General features: G+C 71.4%; 22 protein-coding genes and 3 pseudogenes. 9 read left to right on the top strand and 16 right to left on the bottom strand.

Features of this window, described 5'->3' with window-relative positions; translation table 11 throughout:
- The first annotated feature begins 19 nt into the window (after positions 1 to 19).
- Genes JN350_RS04475 through JN350_RS04455 form a run of 5 tightly spaced genes read left to right on the top strand, consistent with a single transcriptional unit; the run spans position 20 to position 2,621 of the window.
- Positions 20 to 370 carry a hypothetical protein gene (locus JN350_RS04475; protein ID WP_205463683.1) on the top strand — a complete coding sequence of 117 codons (351 nt, stop codon included), beginning with the start codon at positions 20 to 22 and terminating at the stop codon, positions 368 to 370.
- Complete coding sequence (locus JN350_RS04470) at positions 351 to 566, top strand: hypothetical protein (protein ID WP_205463682.1); 216 nt, start codon at positions 351 to 353, stop codon at positions 564 to 566. Before JN350_RS04475 ends, JN350_RS04470 begins: the two co-directional genes overlap by 20 nt.
- Positions 567 to 599: 33 nt before the next feature.
- A complete protein-coding gene (locus tag JN350_RS04465; RefSeq protein WP_205463681.1) occupies positions 600 to 1,442 on the top strand; it encodes a fumarylacetoacetate hydrolase family protein in 843 nt (280 codons plus the stop codon).
- Positions 1,442 to 2,452, top strand: a complete 1,011-nt coding sequence (locus tag JN350_RS04460; protein ID WP_205463680.1) for a sugar phosphate isomerase/epimerase family protein — start codon at positions 1,442 to 1,444, stop codon at positions 2,450 to 2,452. The genes JN350_RS04465 and JN350_RS04460 overlap by 1 nt, the downstream gene beginning before the upstream one ends.
- Complete coding sequence (locus JN350_RS04455) at positions 2,445 to 2,621, top strand: hypothetical protein (RefSeq protein ID WP_205463679.1); 177 nt, start codon at positions 2,445 to 2,447, stop codon at positions 2,619 to 2,621. Before JN350_RS04460 ends, JN350_RS04455 begins: the two co-directional genes overlap by 8 nt.
- A gap of 47 nt (positions 2,622 to 2,668) precedes the next feature.
- Here JN350_RS04455 and JN350_RS04450 read toward each other — a convergent pair whose 3' ends face one another.
- The 6 genes from JN350_RS04450 to JN350_RS04425 form a co-directional block, all read right to left on the bottom strand.
- The gene (locus JN350_RS04450; protein ID WP_205463678.1) at positions 2,669 to 2,998 is read right to left on the bottom strand and encodes a hypothetical protein; all 330 of its coding nucleotides are present in this window, start codon (positions 2,996 to 2,998) and stop codon (positions 2,669 to 2,671) included.
- The gene (locus JN350_RS04445; RefSeq protein ID WP_205463677.1) at positions 2,995 to 3,159 is read right to left on the bottom strand and encodes a hypothetical protein; all 165 of its coding nucleotides are present in this window, start codon (positions 3,157 to 3,159) and stop codon (positions 2,995 to 2,997) included. The genes JN350_RS04450 and JN350_RS04445 overlap by 4 nt, the downstream gene beginning before the upstream one ends.
- Positions 3,160 to 3,559: 400 nt before the next feature.
- On the bottom strand, positions 3,560 to 4,090 hold the full coding sequence (locus tag JN350_RS04440) for a sigma-70 family RNA polymerase sigma factor (protein WP_240347548.1): 531 nt from the start codon (positions 4,088 to 4,090) through the stop codon (positions 3,560 to 3,562).
- Positions 4,091 to 4,326: 236 nt separating this feature from the next.
- Positions 4,327 to 4,482, bottom strand: a complete 156-nt coding sequence (locus tag JN350_RS04435) for a hypothetical protein (RefSeq protein WP_205463676.1) — start codon at positions 4,480 to 4,482, stop codon at positions 4,327 to 4,329.
- 166 nt (positions 4,483 to 4,648) lie between these two features.
- Positions 4,649 to 7,165, bottom strand: a complete 2,517-nt coding sequence (locus tag JN350_RS04430) for an ATP-dependent DNA ligase (protein ID WP_205463675.1) — start codon at positions 7,163 to 7,165, stop codon at positions 4,649 to 4,651.
- A complete protein-coding gene (locus JN350_RS04425) occupies positions 7,162 to 8,052 on the bottom strand; it encodes an SDR family oxidoreductase (protein WP_205463674.1) in 891 nt (296 codons plus the stop codon). The genes JN350_RS04430 and JN350_RS04425 overlap by 4 nt, the downstream gene beginning before the upstream one ends.
- 106 nt (positions 8,053 to 8,158) lie before the next feature.
- Here JN350_RS04425 and ku point away from each other — a divergent pair, with 106 nt between their 5' ends.
- Both ku and JN350_RS04415 read left to right on the top strand, forming a co-directional pair.
- On the top strand, positions 8,159 to 9,181 hold the full coding sequence (gene ku / locus JN350_RS04420) for a non-homologous end joining protein Ku (RefSeq protein ID WP_205463673.1): 1,023 nt from the start codon (positions 8,159 to 8,161) through the stop codon (positions 9,179 to 9,181).
- A 46-nt stretch (positions 9,182 to 9,227) separates the two neighbouring features.
- On the top strand, positions 9,228 to 9,848 hold the full coding sequence (locus JN350_RS04415; RefSeq protein WP_205463672.1) for an antibiotic biosynthesis monooxygenase: 621 nt from the start codon (positions 9,228 to 9,230) through the stop codon (positions 9,846 to 9,848).
- On the opposite strand, the gene JN350_RS04410 is transcribed toward JN350_RS04415, so the two are convergent.
- The 8 genes and pseudogenes from JN350_RS04410 to uriH form a co-directional block, all read right to left on the bottom strand.
- A complete protein-coding gene (locus tag JN350_RS04410) occupies positions 9,845 to 10,453 on the bottom strand; it encodes a TetR/AcrR family transcriptional regulator (RefSeq protein WP_205463671.1) in 609 nt (202 codons plus the stop codon). The genes JN350_RS04415 and JN350_RS04410 overlap by 4 nt on opposite strands.
- Positions 10,450 to 10,620 (bottom strand): hypothetical protein, encoded by a 171-nt coding sequence (locus JN350_RS19010; protein ID WP_240347547.1) that lies wholly within the window; start codon positions 10,618 to 10,620, stop codon positions 10,450 to 10,452. Before JN350_RS19010 ends, JN350_RS04410 begins: the two co-directional genes overlap by 4 nt.
- Positions 10,620 to 11,159 (bottom strand): DUF998 domain-containing protein, encoded by a 540-nt coding sequence (locus tag JN350_RS04405; RefSeq protein WP_240347546.1) that lies wholly within the window; start codon positions 11,157 to 11,159, stop codon positions 10,620 to 10,622. Before JN350_RS04405 ends, JN350_RS19010 begins: the two co-directional genes overlap by 1 nt.
- A 19-nt stretch (positions 11,160 to 11,178) precedes the next feature.
- Positions 11,179 to 11,316, bottom strand: coding sequence for a Ppx/GppA phosphatase family protein (locus JN350_RS20610; RefSeq protein WP_461963780.1), 138 nt, complete (start codon positions 11,314 to 11,316; stop codon positions 11,179 to 11,181).
- Between the two features lie 194 nt (positions 11,317 to 11,510).
- Positions 11,511 to 12,122 (bottom strand): annotated as a pseudogene (locus JN350_RS20605) (Ppx/GppA phosphatase family protein); the annotation flags it as partial.
- Positions 12,123 to 12,131: 9 nt separating this feature from the next.
- Positions 12,132 to 13,022, bottom strand: coding sequence for a ribokinase (locus JN350_RS04395; protein WP_461963777.1), 891 nt, complete (start codon positions 13,020 to 13,022; stop codon positions 12,132 to 12,134).
- Positions 13,019 to 14,449: a uridine transporter UriT gene (uriT, locus tag JN350_RS04390; protein ID WP_205463670.1), complete on the bottom strand. Its 1,431-nt coding sequence runs from the start codon at positions 14,447 to 14,449 to the stop codon at positions 13,019 to 13,021. Before uriT ends, JN350_RS04395 begins: the two co-directional genes overlap by 4 nt.
- Positions 14,450 to 14,454: 5 nt before the next feature.
- Complete coding sequence (uriH, locus tag JN350_RS04385) at positions 14,455 to 15,498, bottom strand: uridine-preferring nucleoside hydrolase UriH (RefSeq protein ID WP_205463669.1); 1,044 nt, start codon at positions 15,496 to 15,498, stop codon at positions 14,455 to 14,457.
- Between the two features lie 205 nt (positions 15,499 to 15,703).
- On the opposite strand from uriH, the pseudogene JN350_RS19005 reads away from it, so the two are divergent.
- Positions 15,704 to 15,775, top strand: a pseudogene (locus JN350_RS19005) (hypothetical protein); the annotation flags it as partial.
- A gap of 401 nt (positions 15,776 to 16,176) precedes the next feature.
- Positions 16,177 to 16,658, top strand: a pseudogene (locus tag JN350_RS19000) (substrate-binding domain-containing protein).
- Between the two features lie 357 nt (positions 16,659 to 17,015).
- Here the strand turns inward: JN350_RS19000 and JN350_RS04375 are convergent.
- Together JN350_RS04375 and JN350_RS04370 are read right to left on the bottom strand one after the other, a co-directional pair.
- Positions 17,016 to 18,701, bottom strand: coding sequence for an MDR family MFS transporter (locus JN350_RS04375; RefSeq protein WP_205463668.1), 1,686 nt, complete (start codon positions 18,699 to 18,701; stop codon positions 17,016 to 17,018).
- Complete coding sequence (locus JN350_RS04370) at positions 18,698 to 19,318, bottom strand: TetR/AcrR family transcriptional regulator (RefSeq protein ID WP_240347545.1); 621 nt, start codon at positions 19,316 to 19,318, stop codon at positions 18,698 to 18,700. Before JN350_RS04370 ends, JN350_RS04375 begins: the two co-directional genes overlap by 4 nt.

The following is a 19,318-nucleotide window of genomic DNA, read 5'->3' as shown; positions in this document are numbered from 1 at the left end:
TGGCGTCAGGGTGGTCCGCGTGGATGTCGCGGTGACGAGTGCGGTCGTGTCGGTGGTCGGTGCCCTCGTGGCCGTCGGCGCGTTGGTCGTGTCGGTGGTCAACGGGCGGGCCGGGCGGCGAAATACCGAGTTCTTGGGGCACCGCGACCTCTGGTGGCAGCGTTGGTCATGGGTCGCCGACCGCGCGACCTCGGATGACGAGGACAGGCGCGCGGCAGCGGCCGTGATGTCCGCGGCACTGGTGACCCGGAGCTGGACGACTGATGACGACACATGGACGTCCACAGCGCTCGCCGACTTCGAGGCAGCACGAGCGGAAGCCCGGACACAACAGGAAGGACTGGTCACGGATGATCTCGAGACTGACTGATGAAGAGTTCAAACGATGGCTCGACAACCGCGAGATGACGACACCACGGCTCCTCGCGAGCCCCCACTACGGTCCGCTCATGCGCGCCAAGGGCGCCGAAGAACAGCTCGCGCAGATGCGGCTCGAGTGGCGCGAACGGCAGGAGCGCGCCCGCGCGCGGAAGCTCAAGTACGAGGCGTCCTTCGGTGAGAGCTGAACCGAGGCCCTGCGAGCCTGCCACGCTGAGACCGTGACCGACCTCGTCATCCCGGCCCCGAGCCTCCCGACCGTCCCCACGACCACGGGCGCGCGCTTCCCCGTCCGACGCGTCTTCTGCGTCGGACGGAACTACGCGGCGCACGCACGCGAGATGGGTCACGACCCGGACCGCGAGCCGCCGTTCTTCTTCACCAAACCCGCGGACGCCGTCGTCGTCGACGACGCGGACACCCCGTACCCGCCGCAGACGGCGCAGCTCGAGCACGAGGTCGAACTGGTCGTCGCGATCGGCACCGGCGGCGCGGACATCAGCGCCGACGACGCGCTCACCCACGTCTGGGGCTACGCGGTGGGCATCGACCTCACCCGACGCGACCTCCAGGCCGAGGCCAAGCGCCTCGGTCGGCCCTGGGACACGGCGAAGGGGTTCGACGCCTCGGCACCGATCGGCGCGATCGCTCCGGCGCAGGGCATCGACCCGACGGCCGGTGTGATCGAGCTCGTCGTCGACGGCGAACGCAGGCAGGTCGGTGACCTGGCGGCGCAGATCTGGTCGGTGGCGGAGACCATCGCGGCGCTGTCGCGTTCGGTGGCGCTCGCCCCCGGGGACCTGCTCATGACGGGGACGCCCGAGGGGTCGGGCCCCTGGAACGCGGGCAGCTCGCCGTCGGGGCGATCGCCGGCATCGGCACGGTGCGCACCCGAATCATCTGACCGGCGTTTCCGCGGTGTGACGAGCCGCTGGGAACGCTCGCAGACACGCGGGGTATCCCTGGTGCGACGCCAGGTGGGGATCGCGGCGTCGCACACACGGGGCAGGACCATCGCGACGGGCGTCCGCGGCTGCTCCGGGATGACGGAGGTACGGCCGTGATGGAACACGATCTGCTGGCGACGTCGTGGACGTGGGCGGGCCACGAGCCCATCCGCGAACGGGTCCACTCGGTCGGTGCCGCTGGGTTCGCCGGACTCTCGTTGTCACTCGACGACCTGCACGAGGTGCGTGCGACGACGGGCTTCGCCGAACTCCGCCGCATGCTCGACGGTGCGGGGATCGTCTGGGTCCAGTTGGGGCCGCTCGACCGCTGGTGGACGTGCACGAGCCGGACCGACGACGACGCCGCCGACCGCGGGGTGGTCCTCGAGGCCGCCGCCGCGCTCCGCGCCTGGCAGGTGATCGCTCGTGCCGACACGACGTTGCCCGGCGCATCACCGATCACCATGGCCGACGACTGGACCGTGCTGGCCGACCAGGCCGCGGCCGTCGGTGCGCAACTCGTCCTCGAACCCGAGCCGTGGTCGAACCTGCCGACGATCGAACGGGCCTCGCGGTTCGTCGCGGCGGCGGGGCACCCGAACGGCGGGCTGCTGCTCGACGCGATGCACACCCTGCGGGGCGGGTCCACGTTGGCGTCGATCCGCCAGGCGGTCGCGCCCGCGACGCTCGCGGCGGTCGAACTGAGCGACGGGCTCCTGCACACCCCGGCCGGCATGACCCTGTCCGAGGAATCCCGCGAGGCACGGTACCTGCCCGGCGCGGGCGCGTGGGACCTGCCAGGGCTCGTACGCACCGTCCGGGAGCTCGGCTTCGACGAGCCGTGGGGCGTCGAGGTCCGGACGCCCGGTCACCGGGCGATGCCGATCGGCGACGCCCTGCGGACAGCTGCGGCGGCGACGCGCGCCGTGCTCGACGCGGCCGACGCGTACGGCGCACCGGCGGCGCCGGCGATGCCCTCGTCGCCGGCTCCGACCTCGGCGGTCGACTTCGAGCCACCCCACCCCACGGCCTCCCCGCGGGGCGGACGCGCCTGGGATCGCGTCGTCCGGCCGGACGCCGGGACGCCGACACAGGCACGCCCGCGTAGCGTCCTGCAGCATGAGTGACCAGACTGCACACGACGACGACCTCCTCCGCCGCTCGCAGGAGTCCATCGACGAGGCCAAGGCCGCGGCGGCCGAGGTGTCCGAGCCCGGCGAGGACGAGCTCGTCGACGAGGGCCTCCCCGTCGCGGACGACGCCGAGCCGTCGGACGGACCGGCGCCGGCCGCCTGACCTCTTCCCCGCCGGCGGGTTCGTCGGCGCATGCTCCGGTCGCGGCGTCAGTCGATCTCGACGACGCGGACCGTGACGTCGGAGGGCGCTGCCCCGAGGAAGTGGCGCGCTGCGGTCACGACGGCATCACGCACGGCCCGGATGACCGTGGTCGTCGACACGGACCGGTCGGTCGTGACGACCACGCGGATCCGCGCCCCGTCCGGGCGGTCCTGCACGAGCACGGCCCCGCCGTCCCGCGGGATCTCGAGCACGGAGCGGACGTCCCGGACGAGCGTGGCGAGGCCGGGTCCGGGCGGCAGGACCGACCGGACGCCCGGCACCGCGAGGACGGCCGCGGTGAGTTCGCGGGAGAGCACCCGGACGTCCGCGGTCACGGCGTCCCCCCGACCACGACGTCGGCGACGCGGACGACGACACTGCGGATCCGGAACGGTGCGTGCGCGCCGAGCACCGATGTGATGTGCGCCCGGAGCGCCTCGGCACGGTCCGACACGGACGCTTCGAGCGTGGCCACGATGGTGACGTCGACGTCCACGGCACCTCCGGGGGTGGAGACGTCACCACTGAACCGGGTCCGTCGGACCACGACACCGGGCACGTCGTCACCGAGGGTGCGGACGAGTCCGCGCAGAGCCCCTCGGTCACGACCAGGTGCGCGGCGGGATCGTCGTCGGGGACGGGGATGTCCCGTCCGGCGTGGGCGGTGGTCCGGATGGACGCGAGCACCGAGCTGATCCAGCGCTCGTCGCCGTCCGCCGATGCCTCGGTGTCGAGCAGGTCCCGTGAGGCCACCCGCAGGGCCTGCAGCCGCTCGAGAGCGGCGACCGCTTCGGGATCACCCTCGATGTCCGCCCGCACCGGGATCCGGTCGGCGTCGAGGTAGTCGGAGAGTTCGTCCAGCGTGAAGGCACCGTGACGGTCGTCGACGTCGTCGGTCATCGCCACCCCTCCATCTGTTCGAGCACGTGTCGCCGCGCACGTGCGAGCAACCCGCGGACGGTCGGCGCGGGCAGCCCGGTCGCCTCGGCGATCTCGGCGTAGGGCGCCCCACCCACCTCGCGCATCACCCAGACGGCGCGCTGTGCATCCGGGAGTGCCTGCACGATACGCGCGAGTTCCCGCACCTGCATCCGGGTGGCGACCACCTCGTCGACGGGTCGTTCGTCCGGGGCCTCGAGCATCGCTTCGAGGTCGGCGTGCGGGTGTCGCCTGCGGAGCCGGTCGAGGGCCTTGTTGGCCGCGATCCGGAAGAGCCAGTTGCGCACCCGCTCCGGGTCCTCGACCCGGTCGATGCGCTGCCAGGCCTGCAGTGCGGCCTCTTGGACGGCGTCGTCGGCCTCGCCGTCGCCGTACCCGAGGATCCGCGCCGCGTAGGCCCGCATGTGCGGTCCGTACCGACGGATCAGCACCCCGAACGCGGCCGTGTCGCCGTCGGCGCTGCGCTCGACGAGCGACGCGTCGGACAACGCCGCGAGGGCTTCGTCGCTGGACAGGAGCAGCTCCTCTTCGCGGATCTCGGGTTCTCGTGTGACGAATCGGGCGTTCGTCTCGTCTTCAGTACGTGCCTACCAGGTGCGCCTCCGCGCGCCTGGTTCGAGCGCGCCGTGGCCGGCCATCCCTGAAGGGTCGGTCACGGTGCTTCGACGGCGGCCCGTGCGCTCCCTGATCCGGTGCACGGGCCGTCTTCTCCCCGCCCCGGCGGCTACTCGTCGGTCTCGTCGGCGAGGAAGTCCGCGTAGGTCGCTTCGGTGTCCGTCACGACGACCCCCGGATCGACGGGCGTCCGTGCTGCACGGTCCCCGTTGATCGCGACGCGCTCCTCGGCCGTGAACGGCGGCAGGTACTTGCTCGAGCTCATCCCCAGGCCCTTTCGTCCCGGTGAACGTAACAGTCGGCGGCGGATCGGCGGCCGGACGAGTGGAAACGTCCCCCGCCCGAGCGATGGACGGGGGACGGAATTTCGCCACGGGCGGACCCCATGCGCACGCATCAGCGCGTTCGCGAGCTGGCACACGGCACGCAGGTCAGTGCTCGCGCACCACGTCCTCCGGGTCCTTGTCCGGACGCCAGCCCCGCCAGGACGGCTGCCGGAGGCGCCCGTCACCGGTCCACTCGGCGAACTCGACCTCGCCCACCTGCTTCGGCGTCACCCAGTGCGCGTCCCGTGCGTCGATCCGCGGCACGTCGACGAAGGGCGAGGTCTTCCGGTCGAGCGGTCGCAGCGATGCGGCGATCTCGTCGAGGTCGCGGTCGCGGAACCCGGTGCCGACCTTGCCGACGTACTCGAGACCGTCCGGACCGGGCACGCCGAGCAGCAACGAGCCGATGCCGCCCGCTCGACGACCACTGCCCGGCTTCCACCCACCGACGACCACTTCCTGCGTGGCGTGGTGCTTGAGCTTCAGCCAGGCCTCGGACCGCCTGCCCTCGGCGTACTTCGAACCGCGCTTCTTCGCGACGACCCCTTCGAGGCCCTGCTCCTGCGACGACGCCATCACGCCGTCGAGGTCGCCCTGCGAGGCTGGCGGCACGTCGATCGCCCCGCCGGGCTCGACGACCGTCTCGAGTGCCTGTCGCCGGGCGTCGTACGCCAGGCGGGTGAGTTCGTGCCCGTCGGCCTCGAGCACGTCGAAGAGCAGGAACCGCACGGGGGTCGCCTGCTGCGCCGCCCGCACCTCACGCGCCTTCGTCAGGCCCATCCGGTTCTGCAGGAGCTGGAAGCTCGGGCGCCCCCGGTCGTCGAACGCGACGATCTCGCCGTCGAAGACGCCGTCGACCCCGGCACGGTCGCCGAGTTCCTGGAGTTCCGGGTACTGCGCCGTCAGGTCGTTGTCGTTCCGGCTCCGCAGCGTGACCGAGCCGTCTCGGACGGTGGCGAGCGCACGGACGCCGTCCCACTTCATCTCGAACGCCCAGTCGGCCGGGTCCAGCCGGGGTGCGTCCTTCGCCAGGGTGGCCTGCATGGTCCGTCGGTCCCCCGGAGCGGTGTCCGCCGGGCTGGCTCCGCTGATGCGCCGCTGTCCGTCTCGGTGCGCGGCAGATGGACGGGAGGCCCGCCCCGCGTCGGTCGCGCCGCCGGCGTCCGCCAGCCGGTCGGGCTGTTCCTTCGTGCGGTGGATGAGCCAGTTCTTTTCGTCGCCCGCTCCGCCCCGGCCGCGGGTGTGCAGGAGCGCCAGTCGGCGAGCGCCGCCGGTCCGGCCGTGCAGGGTGACGATGACCTCTTCGCCCTCGCGCCACTTCTCGAGCTCGTAGGTGCCGTCGTCCCAGAGCGTGACCGTGCCACCGCCGTACTCGTCCTTCGGGATCGTGCCCTCGAACGCGCCGTACTCGAGCGGGTGGTCCTCGGTCTGCACGGCCAGGTGGTTCTTGCCCGGGTCGGTCGGTTCACCCTTCGGCAGTGCCCAGCTCACCAGCACGCCGTCGTGCTCGAGCCGGAAGTCGTAGTGGTCGCGGGTGGCGTGGTGCTCCTGGATCACGAACGTCGGGGTGCCGTCCTTCCGGACCGTGGGGGCTCCTTCGGGAACCGGTTCCGGCGTCTTCGAGGCGTCGCGCTTCGCGCGGTAGGCGGTGAGCCGGTCGCGAGCCGGCTGCTCGGCGTCGTTCGCACGCTCGGTCCGGTCGCTGTCCCAGTGACCGTGGTCGTCGCGTCCGACGGCCAGCGAGGCGGAGGCGACCGGGTGCAGGTGGTCGCCGTGCGCCTGCAGGCGCTCCAGCACCTCGTCCAGCGTCAGCTGGGCGAGCCCGCGCTCCTCGAGCTCCTTCCAGGTGCGGGGCGCGGCGGCCGTCGGGCGCTCGCGGCCGCGCAGCGAGTACGGCGCGATCGTCGTCTTGTTGCCGTTGTTCTGCGACCAGTCGACGAACACCTTGCCCGTCCGCTCGGCCCGGCTCATCGACGACAGCACCAGGTCGGGCAGGTCGTGCTCGAGCGCCTTCGCGAGTTCGTGCGCGACGTCGGAGACGTTCGCCGTGGTCGACCGGCCGTCGAGGGCGGCGTAGAGGTGGATCCCCTTCGAGCCGGAGGTCACCGGGTACGGGTCGAGCCCCATGCCGTGCAGGATCTCGCGTGCCGCGACCGCCACCTCGACGCACTCGGGCAGGCCGACGCCCTCGCCGGGGTCCAGGTCGAGCACGAGCCGGTCCGGGTTCTGCTGCCCACCGCGCGGGCCGAACCGCCACTGCGGCACGTGCAGTTCCAGCGCGGCCTGCTGCGCCATCCACACGAGGGTCGGCAGGTCGTCGACGATCGGGTACTCGTTGTCGTGCTCGGAGTGGTGGATGGTGTGGTGGCGGACCCAGTCCGGGGCGGAGTCCGGCAGGTTCTTCTCGAAGAAGACATTGCCGTCGACCCCGTTCGCCCACCGCTTCCGGGTCACCGGGCGGTCCTTCACGTGCGGGATCATCCACGGCGCCACACGCTCGTAGTACTCGATCACCCGTCCCTTGGTCGTGCCGGTCTCGGGGTAGAGCACCTTGTCCGTGTTCGTCAGCGCCAGGCGCCGATCGCCGACCAGGACGACGGTCTTGCGGGCCGCCGGACTCACAGCGCCACCCCGGTCGCTCCCGCCACCGTCAGGGTCGTGCCCGAGGTGTACGACGACTCCGGCCCCGCCAGGTACACGTAGGCGCCGCCGAGTTCGACGGGCTGCGCCGGCCGGCCGAAGGGGGTGTCCTGGCCGTACCGTGCGATCTCGTCGCCCGGGTAGCTGATCGGCTGCAGCGGCGTCCACACCGGCCCGGGCACCACGGTGTTCGCTCGGATGCCCTTGGCCGCGAGCTGCCGCGCGAGGCCGTTGGTGTACGTGATGATCGCGGCCTTCGTCGCCGCGTAGTCGATCATGCGGTCCTGCGGCTGGTACGCGGACACCGAGCTCGTCGTCACGATCGAACTGCCCGGCGCCATGTGCGGGACCGCGGCGCGGACCAGCCAGAACAGCGAGTAGAGGTTGACCTTCATCGTGCGGTCGAAGTCCTCGGTCGACTGCTCGGTGACGTCCTCGTGCACCAGCTGGTGTCCGGCGACCAGGACGAGGGCGTCCAGCCCGCCGAGGTCGCGCACCGCCGTCCGGACGAGTTCGTCGCAGAAGGCCTCGTCCGTCAGGTCACCGGGCAGCATCACGGCGTTGCGCCCGAGGTCGGCGATGACGTCACGGACCTCGGTCAGGTCGTCGATCTCCTCGGGCAGGGAGTTCAGTGCGACGTCGGCCCCTTCCTTCGCCATCGCGATCGCCGCGGCCCGACCGATGCCGGAGTCGGCACCCGTGACGAGCACGCGGTACCCCCGCATGCGCCCCGTGCCGACGTAGGAGACCTCACCGTGGTCGGGCGGCGGGTCCATCGCACTCGCCAGCCCGGACCCCTGCTGTGTCTGCGCGGGGAACGGCGGCCGGGCGAACTGCGAGCGCGGGTCCTGCTTGTCGAGCTGGCTCATGCGCCCATCGTGCTCGCGTCGACCGGTCGACGGTCCAGCGAACCCGGATCTGTGGAGAACCCGTCGGCTGCGGGCACTCCCGTGCGGACACGGGCATCATGTGCAAATGAGGTCGATCTGGAAGGGCTCCATCGCGTTCGGGCTCGTCAACGTGCCCATCAAGGTGTACGCGGCCACCGAGACCCACGACGTGTCCCTGCACCAGGTCCACGACGAGGACAAGGGCCGCATCCGCTACAAGCGCGTCTGCGAGTTCGGCCACGAGGTCGAGTACGCCGACATCCAACGTGCCTACGACGACGGCGACAAGACCGTGGTGCTGACCGCGGACGACTTCAAGCAGCTCCTCGAGGAGCAGTCGCACGAGGTCGAGGTGCTCGAGTTCGTGCCCGTCGAGCAGGTCGACCCGATGATGTTCGAGAAGACGTACTACCTCGAGCCGGACTCGCGCTCGCCGAAGGCCTACGTGCTGCTGCGCGAGACCCTGGCGAAGACCGACCGGCTCGCGATCGTGCAGTTCACGCTGCGCCAGAAGACCCGGCTCGGCGTGCTCCGTGTGCACGACGACGTCATCCTGCTGCAGGGGCTGCTCTGGGGTGACGAGGTCCGAGCCGCCGACTTCACGGCGCTGGACTCGTCGGTGAAGGTCAGCGCGAACGAGCTGAAGATGTCCTCGTCGCTCGTCGAGAGCATGTCGACGGACTTCGATCCCGACCGCTACACCGACTCCTACCAAGAGGAACTGCAGCAGCTCATCGACGCCAAACTCGACGCCGGAGACGACATCGACACCGAGAAGACGTTCGGCGCGAAGGACGACGAGGACGACGAGGGCGAGGGCGGTGACGTCCTCGACCTGATGGCCGCCCTGCGTGCGTCCGTGGACAAGAAGCGGACAGGAGGCTCGGGGTCGCGCTCGTCGTCCAGCTCGCGTTCGTCGTCGGGTTCCGACTCGAGCGCGCCCGGCTCGACGAAGAAGGCACCGGCCAAGAAGGCCCCGGCGAAGAAGGCCCCGGCGAAGCAGGCGACCACCGAGAAGGCGCCGGCGAAGAAGGCTCCGGCAAGGAAGGCACCCGCCAAGAAGCCCGCGGCGAAGAAGGCGCCCGCCGAGAAGAAGCAGGCGAGCTAGGACCGTTCGACACGAGCCGGTAACACGCGTCCGCGAGACTGGACCCATGACTCCACAAGAGCCAGGGAGCCTCCAGTCGTCACCCGAGACCGCCGGCCCGCCCGTCACCGTGTCCATCACCCGCCTGGTCGAACCCGACCGCATCCCGGACGTCACCCGCTGGGTGCAGTCCGGCGTGAACCTCGCCAACCGCTACCCGGGCTTCCTCGGCTCCGGGTGGGTCCGGTCCCGGGCGCAGTCCCGCGAGTGGCACATGCTCTACCGCTTCGCCGACCACGACTCGCTCGCCACGTGGGAGAACTCCGACGACCGGCTGCGCTGGCTCGACCTCGGCCGCGACCTGGTCGTGGAGTCCCGCGTCGAGAAGCGCACCGGGATCGAGGGCTGGTTCGACGTCCCGCAGGACGCACCGGCCTCGAGCGCGCCCCCGCGATGGAAGCAGGCGGTGAGCATCTGGCTCGGTTTCTTCCCGGTGAACCTGGCGTTCACGGTCGTCGTCGGGCTGCTCGTGCCGTCGTTCGCGGGACTCGCAGCGCTGCCGCGGGTGCTCATCACGACACTCGTGCTCACGCCGATCATGACGTTCTGGGTGCTGCCGTTCGTGACGAAGCTGATCCGTCCGTGGCTGCTCGCTCCGCCGAGGTCCGCGCGGACGACACGGACCTAGCCGACCGCCCCCGGCACGTCGCCGCCGTGTCCGAGGGCGTCCCACGCCACCCGCAGCACGTGCGGCCGGGCCTCGGTCGCCGAGGCGTCGTTCTCGTAGGTCAGCGCGAGCATCATGATCGCGCCGAAGGCACCGGACACCCGGGCTCGTCGGTCGAGCGACGCGGCCGCGGGGTCGCCGAGGTCCAGGCCGAAGAGTTCGAGCAAGATCGCTGCGACCGGGACCAGCCGCGCACCGACGTCGTCCCCGCGTCGCAGCGTGAACGCGGCGAGGGCGAGTTCCGCCCACCCCGGCCGGGCGAGTGCGAGGTCGGTGATCCCCGCGAGCGCCGCGGCGTCGCGGAATTTCCCCGCGGGGGCGGCGGCGGCAGCTGCCCGGATCGCCTCGGTCTGCGCGGTGCACTGCGCGAGCGCGGCCTCGACGAGCAGCTCCTTGCTCGTGAACCGGGCGAGGATGCCCGCCTTCGAGTAGCCGGCCTGGTCGGCGACGGCCTGCACGGCGGTGTCCTTGATGCCGCGGCGGGCGATGAGCCCGGCGGTGATGTCCAGGACGTCCCCGTTGATCTCCTCGGCCGAGGGCCGAGCCCGGCGCGCGGGGCGGGTCACGCGCCGACCGCTGCGGCCCGTGCCGCCCGCCGGCGCCGGGCACCCGCGACCAGCAGGGTGATCCCGGTCACGAGCTCCCACGCGACGATCGTGTACACGGACGCACGCTCCCACACACCGTCGGGGAGCACGTCGATCACCGTCGACGACGAGTCGACGACGAGCATCACGAGGAGACGAGGCCGACGATGCCGAGCACGACACTCGTGATCCGGTAGGCCGCCGGCGCCCGCAGCGCCCGAGACCCGATGCCGGCGGTGATCGCCACGAGGTTGCCGGTCGTGATCGCTGCCGCGGCGCCGAGCACGTGGAACACGATGGTGCCACCGTCGGTGCTCGTCTGGCTGCCGTGGAACGAGCCGACCAGCACCATCCCGACCAGGTGGACCACGGCGAGGACCGCGGTCGCCACCCGCGCACGGCGGGACGCGGCACGGAACACCACGACGGCGAGCACCGCTGCTATCCCGAACAGGACGCCCTGCCCGATGAACGTCGTGTTCATGAGCACGTGCAGCGGTGAGTCGATCGACCGCCCCTGGAACGCGCCGACGTCGGGGACCCCGAGGTCGGAGATGTAGTTCGTCGCGTAGCTGTAGCCGGGGAACGCCGACGCCGAGACGGCTTCGCCGACGAGCCAGCCGACCCCCGCGACCGTCCAGAGTGCGCCGGGGATGAACGTACTGGGAGTGTCCGATCTGGTCATTCCCTGACCATAACGGTCACTACTGGGAATTGCCCAGCACCGACAGCTGGTCGAGTCGCTCGAGGATCACGCCCTCGCGGAGGGCCCACGGGCAGATCTCCAGCGCTGGCAGGTCGAAGATGTCGAGGCAGGCCTCGGCGACGAGCGCTCCCGGCACCACCTGGTGCGCCCGGCTGGCCGACACCCCGGGCAGCTCCCCAGCTCGGCGACCGACATGGTCAGGAACGCCGGCAGCTTCGACCGGAGCACGTCGCCGTCGAGCACCCGCGGCACGAGCGGGCCGGCCCCCGACGGCGCCGCCCCGCAGATCCGCGCGATCGACCGGAAGGTCTTCGAGGTCGCCACGGCACGATCCGGACGCCCGGCGCGGAGCAGCTTGCCGGCATCGCGGGCGATCTCCACGCGGATCTCGTGCCGGATGCGGCGGACGTCGTCCTCGGTCGGGGTGCCGGCCGCGAAGTACGAACGGGCGAGTCGAGCTGCGCCGATCGGCATCGACCACGCGACGTCCGGGGCCTCGTCGGCTCCGCCGGCGATCTCGAGCGAGCCGCCGCCGATGTCGAAGACCGCGAGCCGTCCGGCGGACCACCCGAACCACCGCCGGACGGCCAGGAACGTCAGCCGGGCCTCGTCGGAGCCGGACAGGACGGCCAGCTCGACCCCGGTGGAGGACTCGACGTGGGCGAGCACGGCCTCGGAGTTGCCGGCATCGCGCACCGCCGAGGTGGCGAACGCGAGCATGTCCTCACACCCGCGCTCCTCGGCGACCCGGACGGCGTCGGCGACGAACGTGGTCAGGGCGTCGATCCCCTGCTGTGTCACCGCGCCCGAGTCGTCCAGGTGTTCGGCGAGCCGCAACGGCTGCTTGAACGAGGACGCCGGCAGCGGCGCGGCGCCGCCGTGGGCGTCCACCACGAGCAGGTGGCCGGTGTTGGACCCGATGTCGAGGACTCCCACGCGCATGCCACAACGCTAGCGGCCGGGGAACGTCTGGAGGCCCGACTCACGCCCGCAGGAACGCCTCGAGTTCCGCCGTGGTCGGGTACGAGGCCTGCGCGCCCGCCTTGGTCGCGGCGTACGCCCCGACCCCCACCGCGAACCGTGCGGCGTCGACGAGGGAGTCCCCGCTGCCAGCCGCAGGGCCACCGACCCCATGAAGGCGTCACCGCAGCCCGTGGTGTCCACCGGCTCGACCCGGACGGCGTCGATCGACACCGGTTCGTCGTCGCCGTCGTGCACGACGCAGCCCGAGCCGCCGCGGGTGACGATCGAGCGCGCGACACCGTGCTCGCCGAGCGACTCGGCCTCGTGCTCGTTGACCAGCAACACGTCGGTCAGCTCCAGCAACTCGGCGGGGACGTCCCCGAAGGGCGACAGGTTCGTCAGCACCGTGACCCCGGCGGCGTGCGCTGCCCGGGCTGCGGCGAGGACGACGTCGATCGAGACCTCGAGGCAGAGGCCGAGCACGCCGGCGTCATCGAAGGCGTCGGCGGGCACGTCGTCCGGCGTCAGCGTGCCGTTGGCGCCGGCGGAGATCACGATCGTGTTCTCCCCCGCGGCGTCGACCGTGATGACGGCGGTGCCGGTGGCCACGCCCTCCCGGACGGCGACGTGCGTGGTGTCCGCACCCGCAGCCGCGACGGAGTCGCGGAGCAGCGCACCGTTCCCGTCGTCGCCGACCGCACCGATCATGCGGACCGTGCCCCCGAGCCTCCCGGCAGCCACCGCCTGGTTGGCGGACTTGCCACCGGGCAGGATCGCGAGGTCGGACCCGTGCAGGGTCTCACCGGGCTTCGGGAACCGCTCGGTCCGGACCACCAGGTCCGCGTTGAGCGATCCGACGATCACGATGGTCTGGGTCAACGGACGGTCTCCTTCTGCGGCGCGACGGACGTGGTCTCGGCGCTCTCCGGGCGGGGGATGAGGAACGAGATCGCGAGCGCAGCGGTCGTGATCACGGCACCGAGCAGCATGCCACCGGAGTACCCGGCGGTGCCTGCGGACCCGCCGACCCCGAGCGCGATCTGCAGCGCCGGCAGGACGGCGAAGCTGACCCCGGCGCCGAGGTTGAACGCGCCGGCGTTCAGACCGGGCAGGAAGCCGGGGTTCGACTCCGGCGAGAGCACGATGCCCAGGCCGTTCAGGATGATGTTCGCGATGCCCGCGTACGTGATGCCGATCAGGACGGTCGCGGTGACCAGGACCGGCAGCGAGTGCACGCCCACGAGCGCCATCAGGACCGTCGAGACGATGCTGCCGATCAGGCCGACGCGGAGCACGGCGCGGTAGCCGATGGTCGGCGCGAGGCGTCCCGCGAACGGACCGACGATCCAACCGACCAGCGCGTACGGGGTGAGGAACACGAGCGAGGCGAGGTCGGGTTCCATGCCGAAGCCGGCGTCGCCGTTCTGCGCGAGCGACGTGACCAGGCCGTTGACGACCGCGAAGACGCCCGTCATGGTCAGGAACGTCGTCGCGAGGAGCGCCCACGTGGCACGGCGCTTCAGGAACCGGGTCTCGACGAGCGGTTCCTGCACGCGGGACTCGACCGCCCAGAAGACCGCGAAGGCGGCGAGTGCGACGACGATGCCGCCGATCACCAGTGCCGGGTTCGCGGCGCCGAGCTTGCCGGCCTCGTTGAACGCGGTGAGCAGCGCGCCGACGCTCACCACGAGGGGGACGACGCCGATCCAGTCCATCCGGGTCCCGGCGGACGGCTTCGACTCGACACCCCACACGGCGACGAGCGCCAGCGCGATGACGGTGACGACGGCGATGACCCAGAAGATCCCGCGGAACCCGAAGTTCGTGGCGATCCAGCCACCGGCCAGCGCGTCCACGCCGGCGATGCCGCCGTTCACGGCGGTGAGCAGGCCGAGTGCAGCGCCGTAGCGCTTCGGGTCGGCGATCTCGTTGCGCAGGACGAGCAGGCAGATCGGGACGACCGGGCCGGTGACGCCCTGGATGATCCGGCCGGTGAACAGCATCGGCACGTTCACCGCGAGCGCGGCGACGATGCTGCCGACGAGCATCACGGCGAGCATGCCGATCAGGACGCGCTTGCGGCCGACGATGTCCGACAGGCGCGGCAGGAACAGCGAGAACAGTGCCGCGAGCGTGAAGTACAGGGTCTGCGAGAGCCCGATCGTGGCGTCGTCGGTCTTGAGCTCGCGCGCCATGGTGACCAGCGCAGGGCTGAGCATGCTCGCGTTGAGCTGGAACGCGATGCACGCTGCGAGGAGCGCCGCGGTGAGGGCGCCGATCGACTTCTTCGTCGATGTGGTGGTCATGGTGCTCAGATCTCCGTCGAGGTGGCGTTGGTGGTGGCGGGGCGCGGGGTCCAGCCGGTGTCGGGGGTCTCGCCGATGCGCTCGAGCGCGTCGACGACGAGGTCCCAGAACCGTTCGTGGTCGAGCTCCATCGCGGCGCTCGTGCGGCAGTCCTCCGGCGCGGGCGCACGGAAGTCTGCGACGGTCATGCCCAGCGTCAGGGTGCCCTGGGTCTCGACGTGGATCGGGACCTTGACGGCGCGGACGATGGTCGGGTCGATGACGTAGGCGACGGCGCAGGGGTCGTGCACCGGCGGGGCGTCGAAGCCCTGCGCGTCCTTGTAGGTCTGGCCGAAGAAGTCGAGCAGCTCGCCGACGAACGCGGCGGGGGCGGTGCCGACCGCGGCGATGCGCTCGGCGACCTCGGGGGTGGCGAGGGCCTGGTGCGTTAGGTCGAGTCCGACCATGACGACGTCCCAGCCGGCGTCGAAGACGATCGAGGCGGCTTCGGGGTCGATGACGATGTTGAACTCGGCGACGGGGCTCCAGTTGCCGACGTGCACGCCACCGCCCATGAGCACGACCTGCTTGACGCGCTCGACGATACGGGGTTCCTTGCGGGCCGCGAGGGCGATGTTCGTCAGGCCGCCGGTCGGCACCAGCGTGACGGTGCCGGGCTCGTGCGCCATGACCGTCTCGATGATCAGGTCGACGGCGTGCCGCTGGTCGAGCTCGAACGAGGGCTCGGGCAGCATCGGCCCGTCGAGTCCGCTCTCGCCGTGGATGTCCGGCGCGACCTCGATCTGGCGCAGCAACGGACGGTCGGCACCCGCGGCGAACGGCACCCCGGTGATGCCGGCGATGCGCGCGACGGCGAGGGCGTTGCGGGTGACCTTCGGCAGCGTCTGGTTGCCGACGACGGTGGTGACGGCCAAAAGCTCGATGTCCGGGTTGCCGTGGGCCAGCAGGATGGCGACGGCGTCGTCGTGACCGGGGTCGCAGTCGAGGATGATCTTCGCGGGCTGGGTCGCAGCAGGCTGGGTCGCAGCGGTGTTGGTCGCACTGGGCACGCTGGGCGCTCCACTTCTTCGGGGAATCGAGGGGTCTGTGCTCGGCGCGGTGGGGATCCGCGGTCCGACAGAGCGTCGTCGCACAGCGCGTCAAGCGTTTGACATAAAAGCACGTCAAGCGTTTGACGTCAAGTCGTCGAGGCGTCCTCGGTAGCATCGACCCGTGCCTTCATCCGTCGCCCCGGGCCGCCGTGTGACCGCCGCCATGGTGGCCGAGCGCGCCGGCACGAGCATCGCCACGGTCTCCCTGGTCGTCAACGGCAAGGACCGCGGCCGGGTGTCCGTCCCCATCGCCATGCGGGTGCGCGACGCCGTCGACGAGCTCGGCTACGTCGTCGACCACGCCGCGAGCTCCCTGGCGCGCGGCAGCGGCGACCTGGTCGTCCTCATCGCCCCCGACCTGTCGAACCCCTTCTTCGCCGAGGTCATCCGCGGCGTGCGCGACACCATCGGCGACCGGTTCCAGCTCGTGCTGTCGGTCACCGAGCGCGGCGCGCAGCCCGTGGCAGCCGACGTCCGCCGCTTCGAACGCCTCCGTCCGGCGGGCATCCTCGTCGACGCCCCGGCCGCGGGCGAGTCGATGTCGGCGAGCGTGCCCGTGGTGCTCCTCGACGCCCCGGGTGGTTCCGAAGCGGTCAACTACGACCTCTCCCCGGCGTCCACGACCTCGTCGCGCACCTGCACGAACAGGGCCATCGTCGCGTCGGGTACCTCGACGGGACCTCCCGAGCGACGACGTTCGGGGTCCGGCGCGACCTCTTCGAGCAGGAGTGCGCCGCCGCCGGCATCACCTTGTCCGAGGTCACCGCCCGCGCCGACCTCACCGTGGACGCCGCAGCCTCGGCCACCGAGCACGTCATCGAAGCCTGGCAGGACGACGACGTCACCGCGGTCGTCGCCGCGGCGGACACCCTGGCCTACGGCGTCCTGCGCGTCGCCGGGTCGCTAAGCATCGCGGTCCCCGGGAGCTCGCGGTCGCCGGCTTCGACGACCTGCCGTCGTCGTCGGTCACGGCCCCCGCGCTGACGAGCGTCGCCCTGCCCGGCGCCGACCTCGGGCGCGCAGCCGCGGAACGACTGCTCGCGACGCTCGACGGCACCGCGGCCGAGCCGGTGGCGCTCCCCACTCGCCTGGTCCGGCGCGCGAGCACCGGCGCGTAGCGCCCGCCGCGGAGCACCCGGCGCCCGGTGCGCGGTGCGCGGTCTTGTCCGCGGAAGCGACACTCCTCGCGGAGTCGGCCCGTTCACCCCCGCAAGAGCGACAGTGTGCCGCGGATGGTCGGCGGCACACTGTCGCTTTCGCGAGCCGGGTCGCGACGACAGCAAGCCGCGGCAGTGAGCGCGACCGGACGACGGACGGGAGGCGCGGCACCAGCTGGCACCGCGCCTCCCGTCAGCCGGTGGGGCCGGCCAACCCGCCAACGCGACAGATCTCCCGACTCACCCACCGTTCGCCCCGCGAAAGCGACAGATCTCCGCGGATGTTCCGCAGAGATCTGTCGCTTTGCCGGGACCTGGCTACTGCTGCGTGCGGTCCGGCGTCTGCGCGCCCGCCGACGTCGACACGTCGGCCGAGTGGCCCGCGCGCTGTGCACGCTCGAGCTCGTCGGCCTCGTCGCCACCGACCGCCTCGCCACGGGCGACCATGCCGGCCGTGTCGGAGAGCGTGATCTGCGGCAGGAACAGGGCGAGCAGGAACGCCACGGCGATGAAGGGCAGCAGGTACCAGAACACGGGTGCCAGCGAATCGGCGTAGGCATTCACGATGCCGTCCTGCACCGCCTCGGGCAGCTTCGCCACGGTCGCGGGGTCGATGCTGCCCGCCGACGACGCTGCATCGGTCGCCGAGCCGCCGGCGCCGGTGAACACGTCGGTGAGCGACGTCGTGAGCCGGGCCGTGAACAGCGCACCGAACACGGCGGTCCCGAGGGAGGCGCCGACCTCGCGGAAGTAGTTGTTCGTCGAGGTCGCGGTGCCCACCTGCTCGGCCGGCACGGCGTTCTGCGCGACCAGGACGACCACCTGCATGATCAGTCCGAGCCCGGCGCCGAAGACGAACAGGTACGCGCAGATCAGCCAGATCGGGGTGGCCGCGGCGAGCTGGGTCATCGCGAGCATCGCGATGGCGACCAGGACCGTGCCGATGATCGGGAACATCCGGTAGCGGCCGGTCTTGGTGATCAGGTTGCCGGACGCGATCGAGGTGCCGATCAGGCCGACCATCATCGGCAGCATCAGCAGGCCCGACACGGCGGCCGAGGTGCCGGATGCCATCTGCAGGAACGTCGGGACGAACCCGATCGCCGCGAACATGCCGATGCCGAGTACCAGGCCGATGCCGGTCGCGAGCAGGAAGGTGCGGTTCTTGAAGAACGACAGCGGCAGGACCGGGTCCTGCGCACGCGACTCGACGAGCACGAGGAGGGCGGCGGAGACGACGAGTCCGGCGAACCAGGCCCAGGTCTCGGGGGCGTCCCAGCCGTGGTCCTTGCTGCCGCCGAACTCCGAGAAGAACACCAGGCACGTGGTCGCGGCGGACATGAAGAGCACGCCGAGCACGTCGATGCGCTTCGTCGCCTTCTTGTTCGGCAGGGTCAGCGCGAACCACGCCACGAAGAACGCCGCGATGCCGACCGGGATGTTGATGTAGAACGCCCAGTTCCACGTGAGGTGGTCGACGAAGAAGCCACCGAGGAGCGGGCCGCCGATCGCGGACAGGCCGAAGATCGCACCGAGCGGGCCGAGGTACTTGCCGCGCTGCGAGGCGGGCACGATGTCGGCGATGATCGCCTGCGACAGGATCATCAGACCGCCGCCGCCGAGCCCCTGCATCGCACGGAACACCACGAGCTGCGTGAAGTCGCCGGCGAAGGCGCACCCGGCCGACGCGATGGTGAACAGGGCGATCGCGATGAGGAACAGGTTGCGGCGGCCGAGGACGTCACCGAACTTGCCGTAGACGGGCATCACGATGGTCGAGGCGAGGAGGTACCCGGTCGTCAGCCACGCCTGGTGCGCGACGCCGCCGAGTTCGCCGACGATGGTGGGCATCGCCGTCGAGACGATGGTCTGGTCGAGGCTGGAGAGCAGCATCCCCGCGATGAGCGCGGAGAAGATGATCCAGATCCGGCGCTGCGTCAGCAGCAGCGGCCCGTCGGTGCCGGGGCGGGCACGCTTGGTGGTGCCCGGCGCGGTTGCGCTCATGGTGTGGAGTCCTGTCCGGTGGTGATGGCCGCCCTCATCAGGCGGAGGTTCTGGGTGAGCAGCTCGTCGAAGGGCGGGCCGGTGGCCTCGTCGAAGGCGTCGTCGAAGTAGGTCTCCGCCGTCACCTTGAGCAGCCCTGCGGCGGCCTCGGTGACGAGGCGCGCACGGCGGTCGGCGGGATCGTCCCACCCGAACCGCAGCCGCACGGCGTCCGTGATCCGGGCGAGCTGCACGTCGGTCGCCGACAGGAACCGCGCGACGAGCGCCGGCTCGCGCTCGAAGACCCGGCGCACCAGGACCTCGTCCGCGCGATCGATGCCGACGCGGTGGAACTGGTCGATCGCCAGCGCGACGATCGAGTCGAGCGGGTCGAGTCCGCGGGGAACGATCCCGCCCTCGGCGTACCGGTCGATCGCCTCGACGTCGGCGTGCAGCTCGATGCCGAGCACGGCGTCGTCCTTCGACGCGAAGTGGTTGAAGAACGTGCGCCGTGACACCCCGACGGTCTCGCAGAGCTGCTCGATCGTGAAACCGCTCAACCCGTGCTCGACGGTCGCCCGACGTGCTTCGCCGATCATGCTCCGGCGCAGCGTGCGGGTGCGTTCAGTGGTGCTCAC

The sequence above is a fragment of the Curtobacterium sp. 24E2 genome (assembly GCF_016925595.1).
Classification (GTDB): domain Bacteria; phylum Actinomycetota; class Actinomycetes; order Actinomycetales; family Microbacteriaceae; genus Curtobacterium.
Note: the sequence above shows the minus strand (reverse complement) of the source record. Positions and strands in the feature narration are given on the sequence as shown.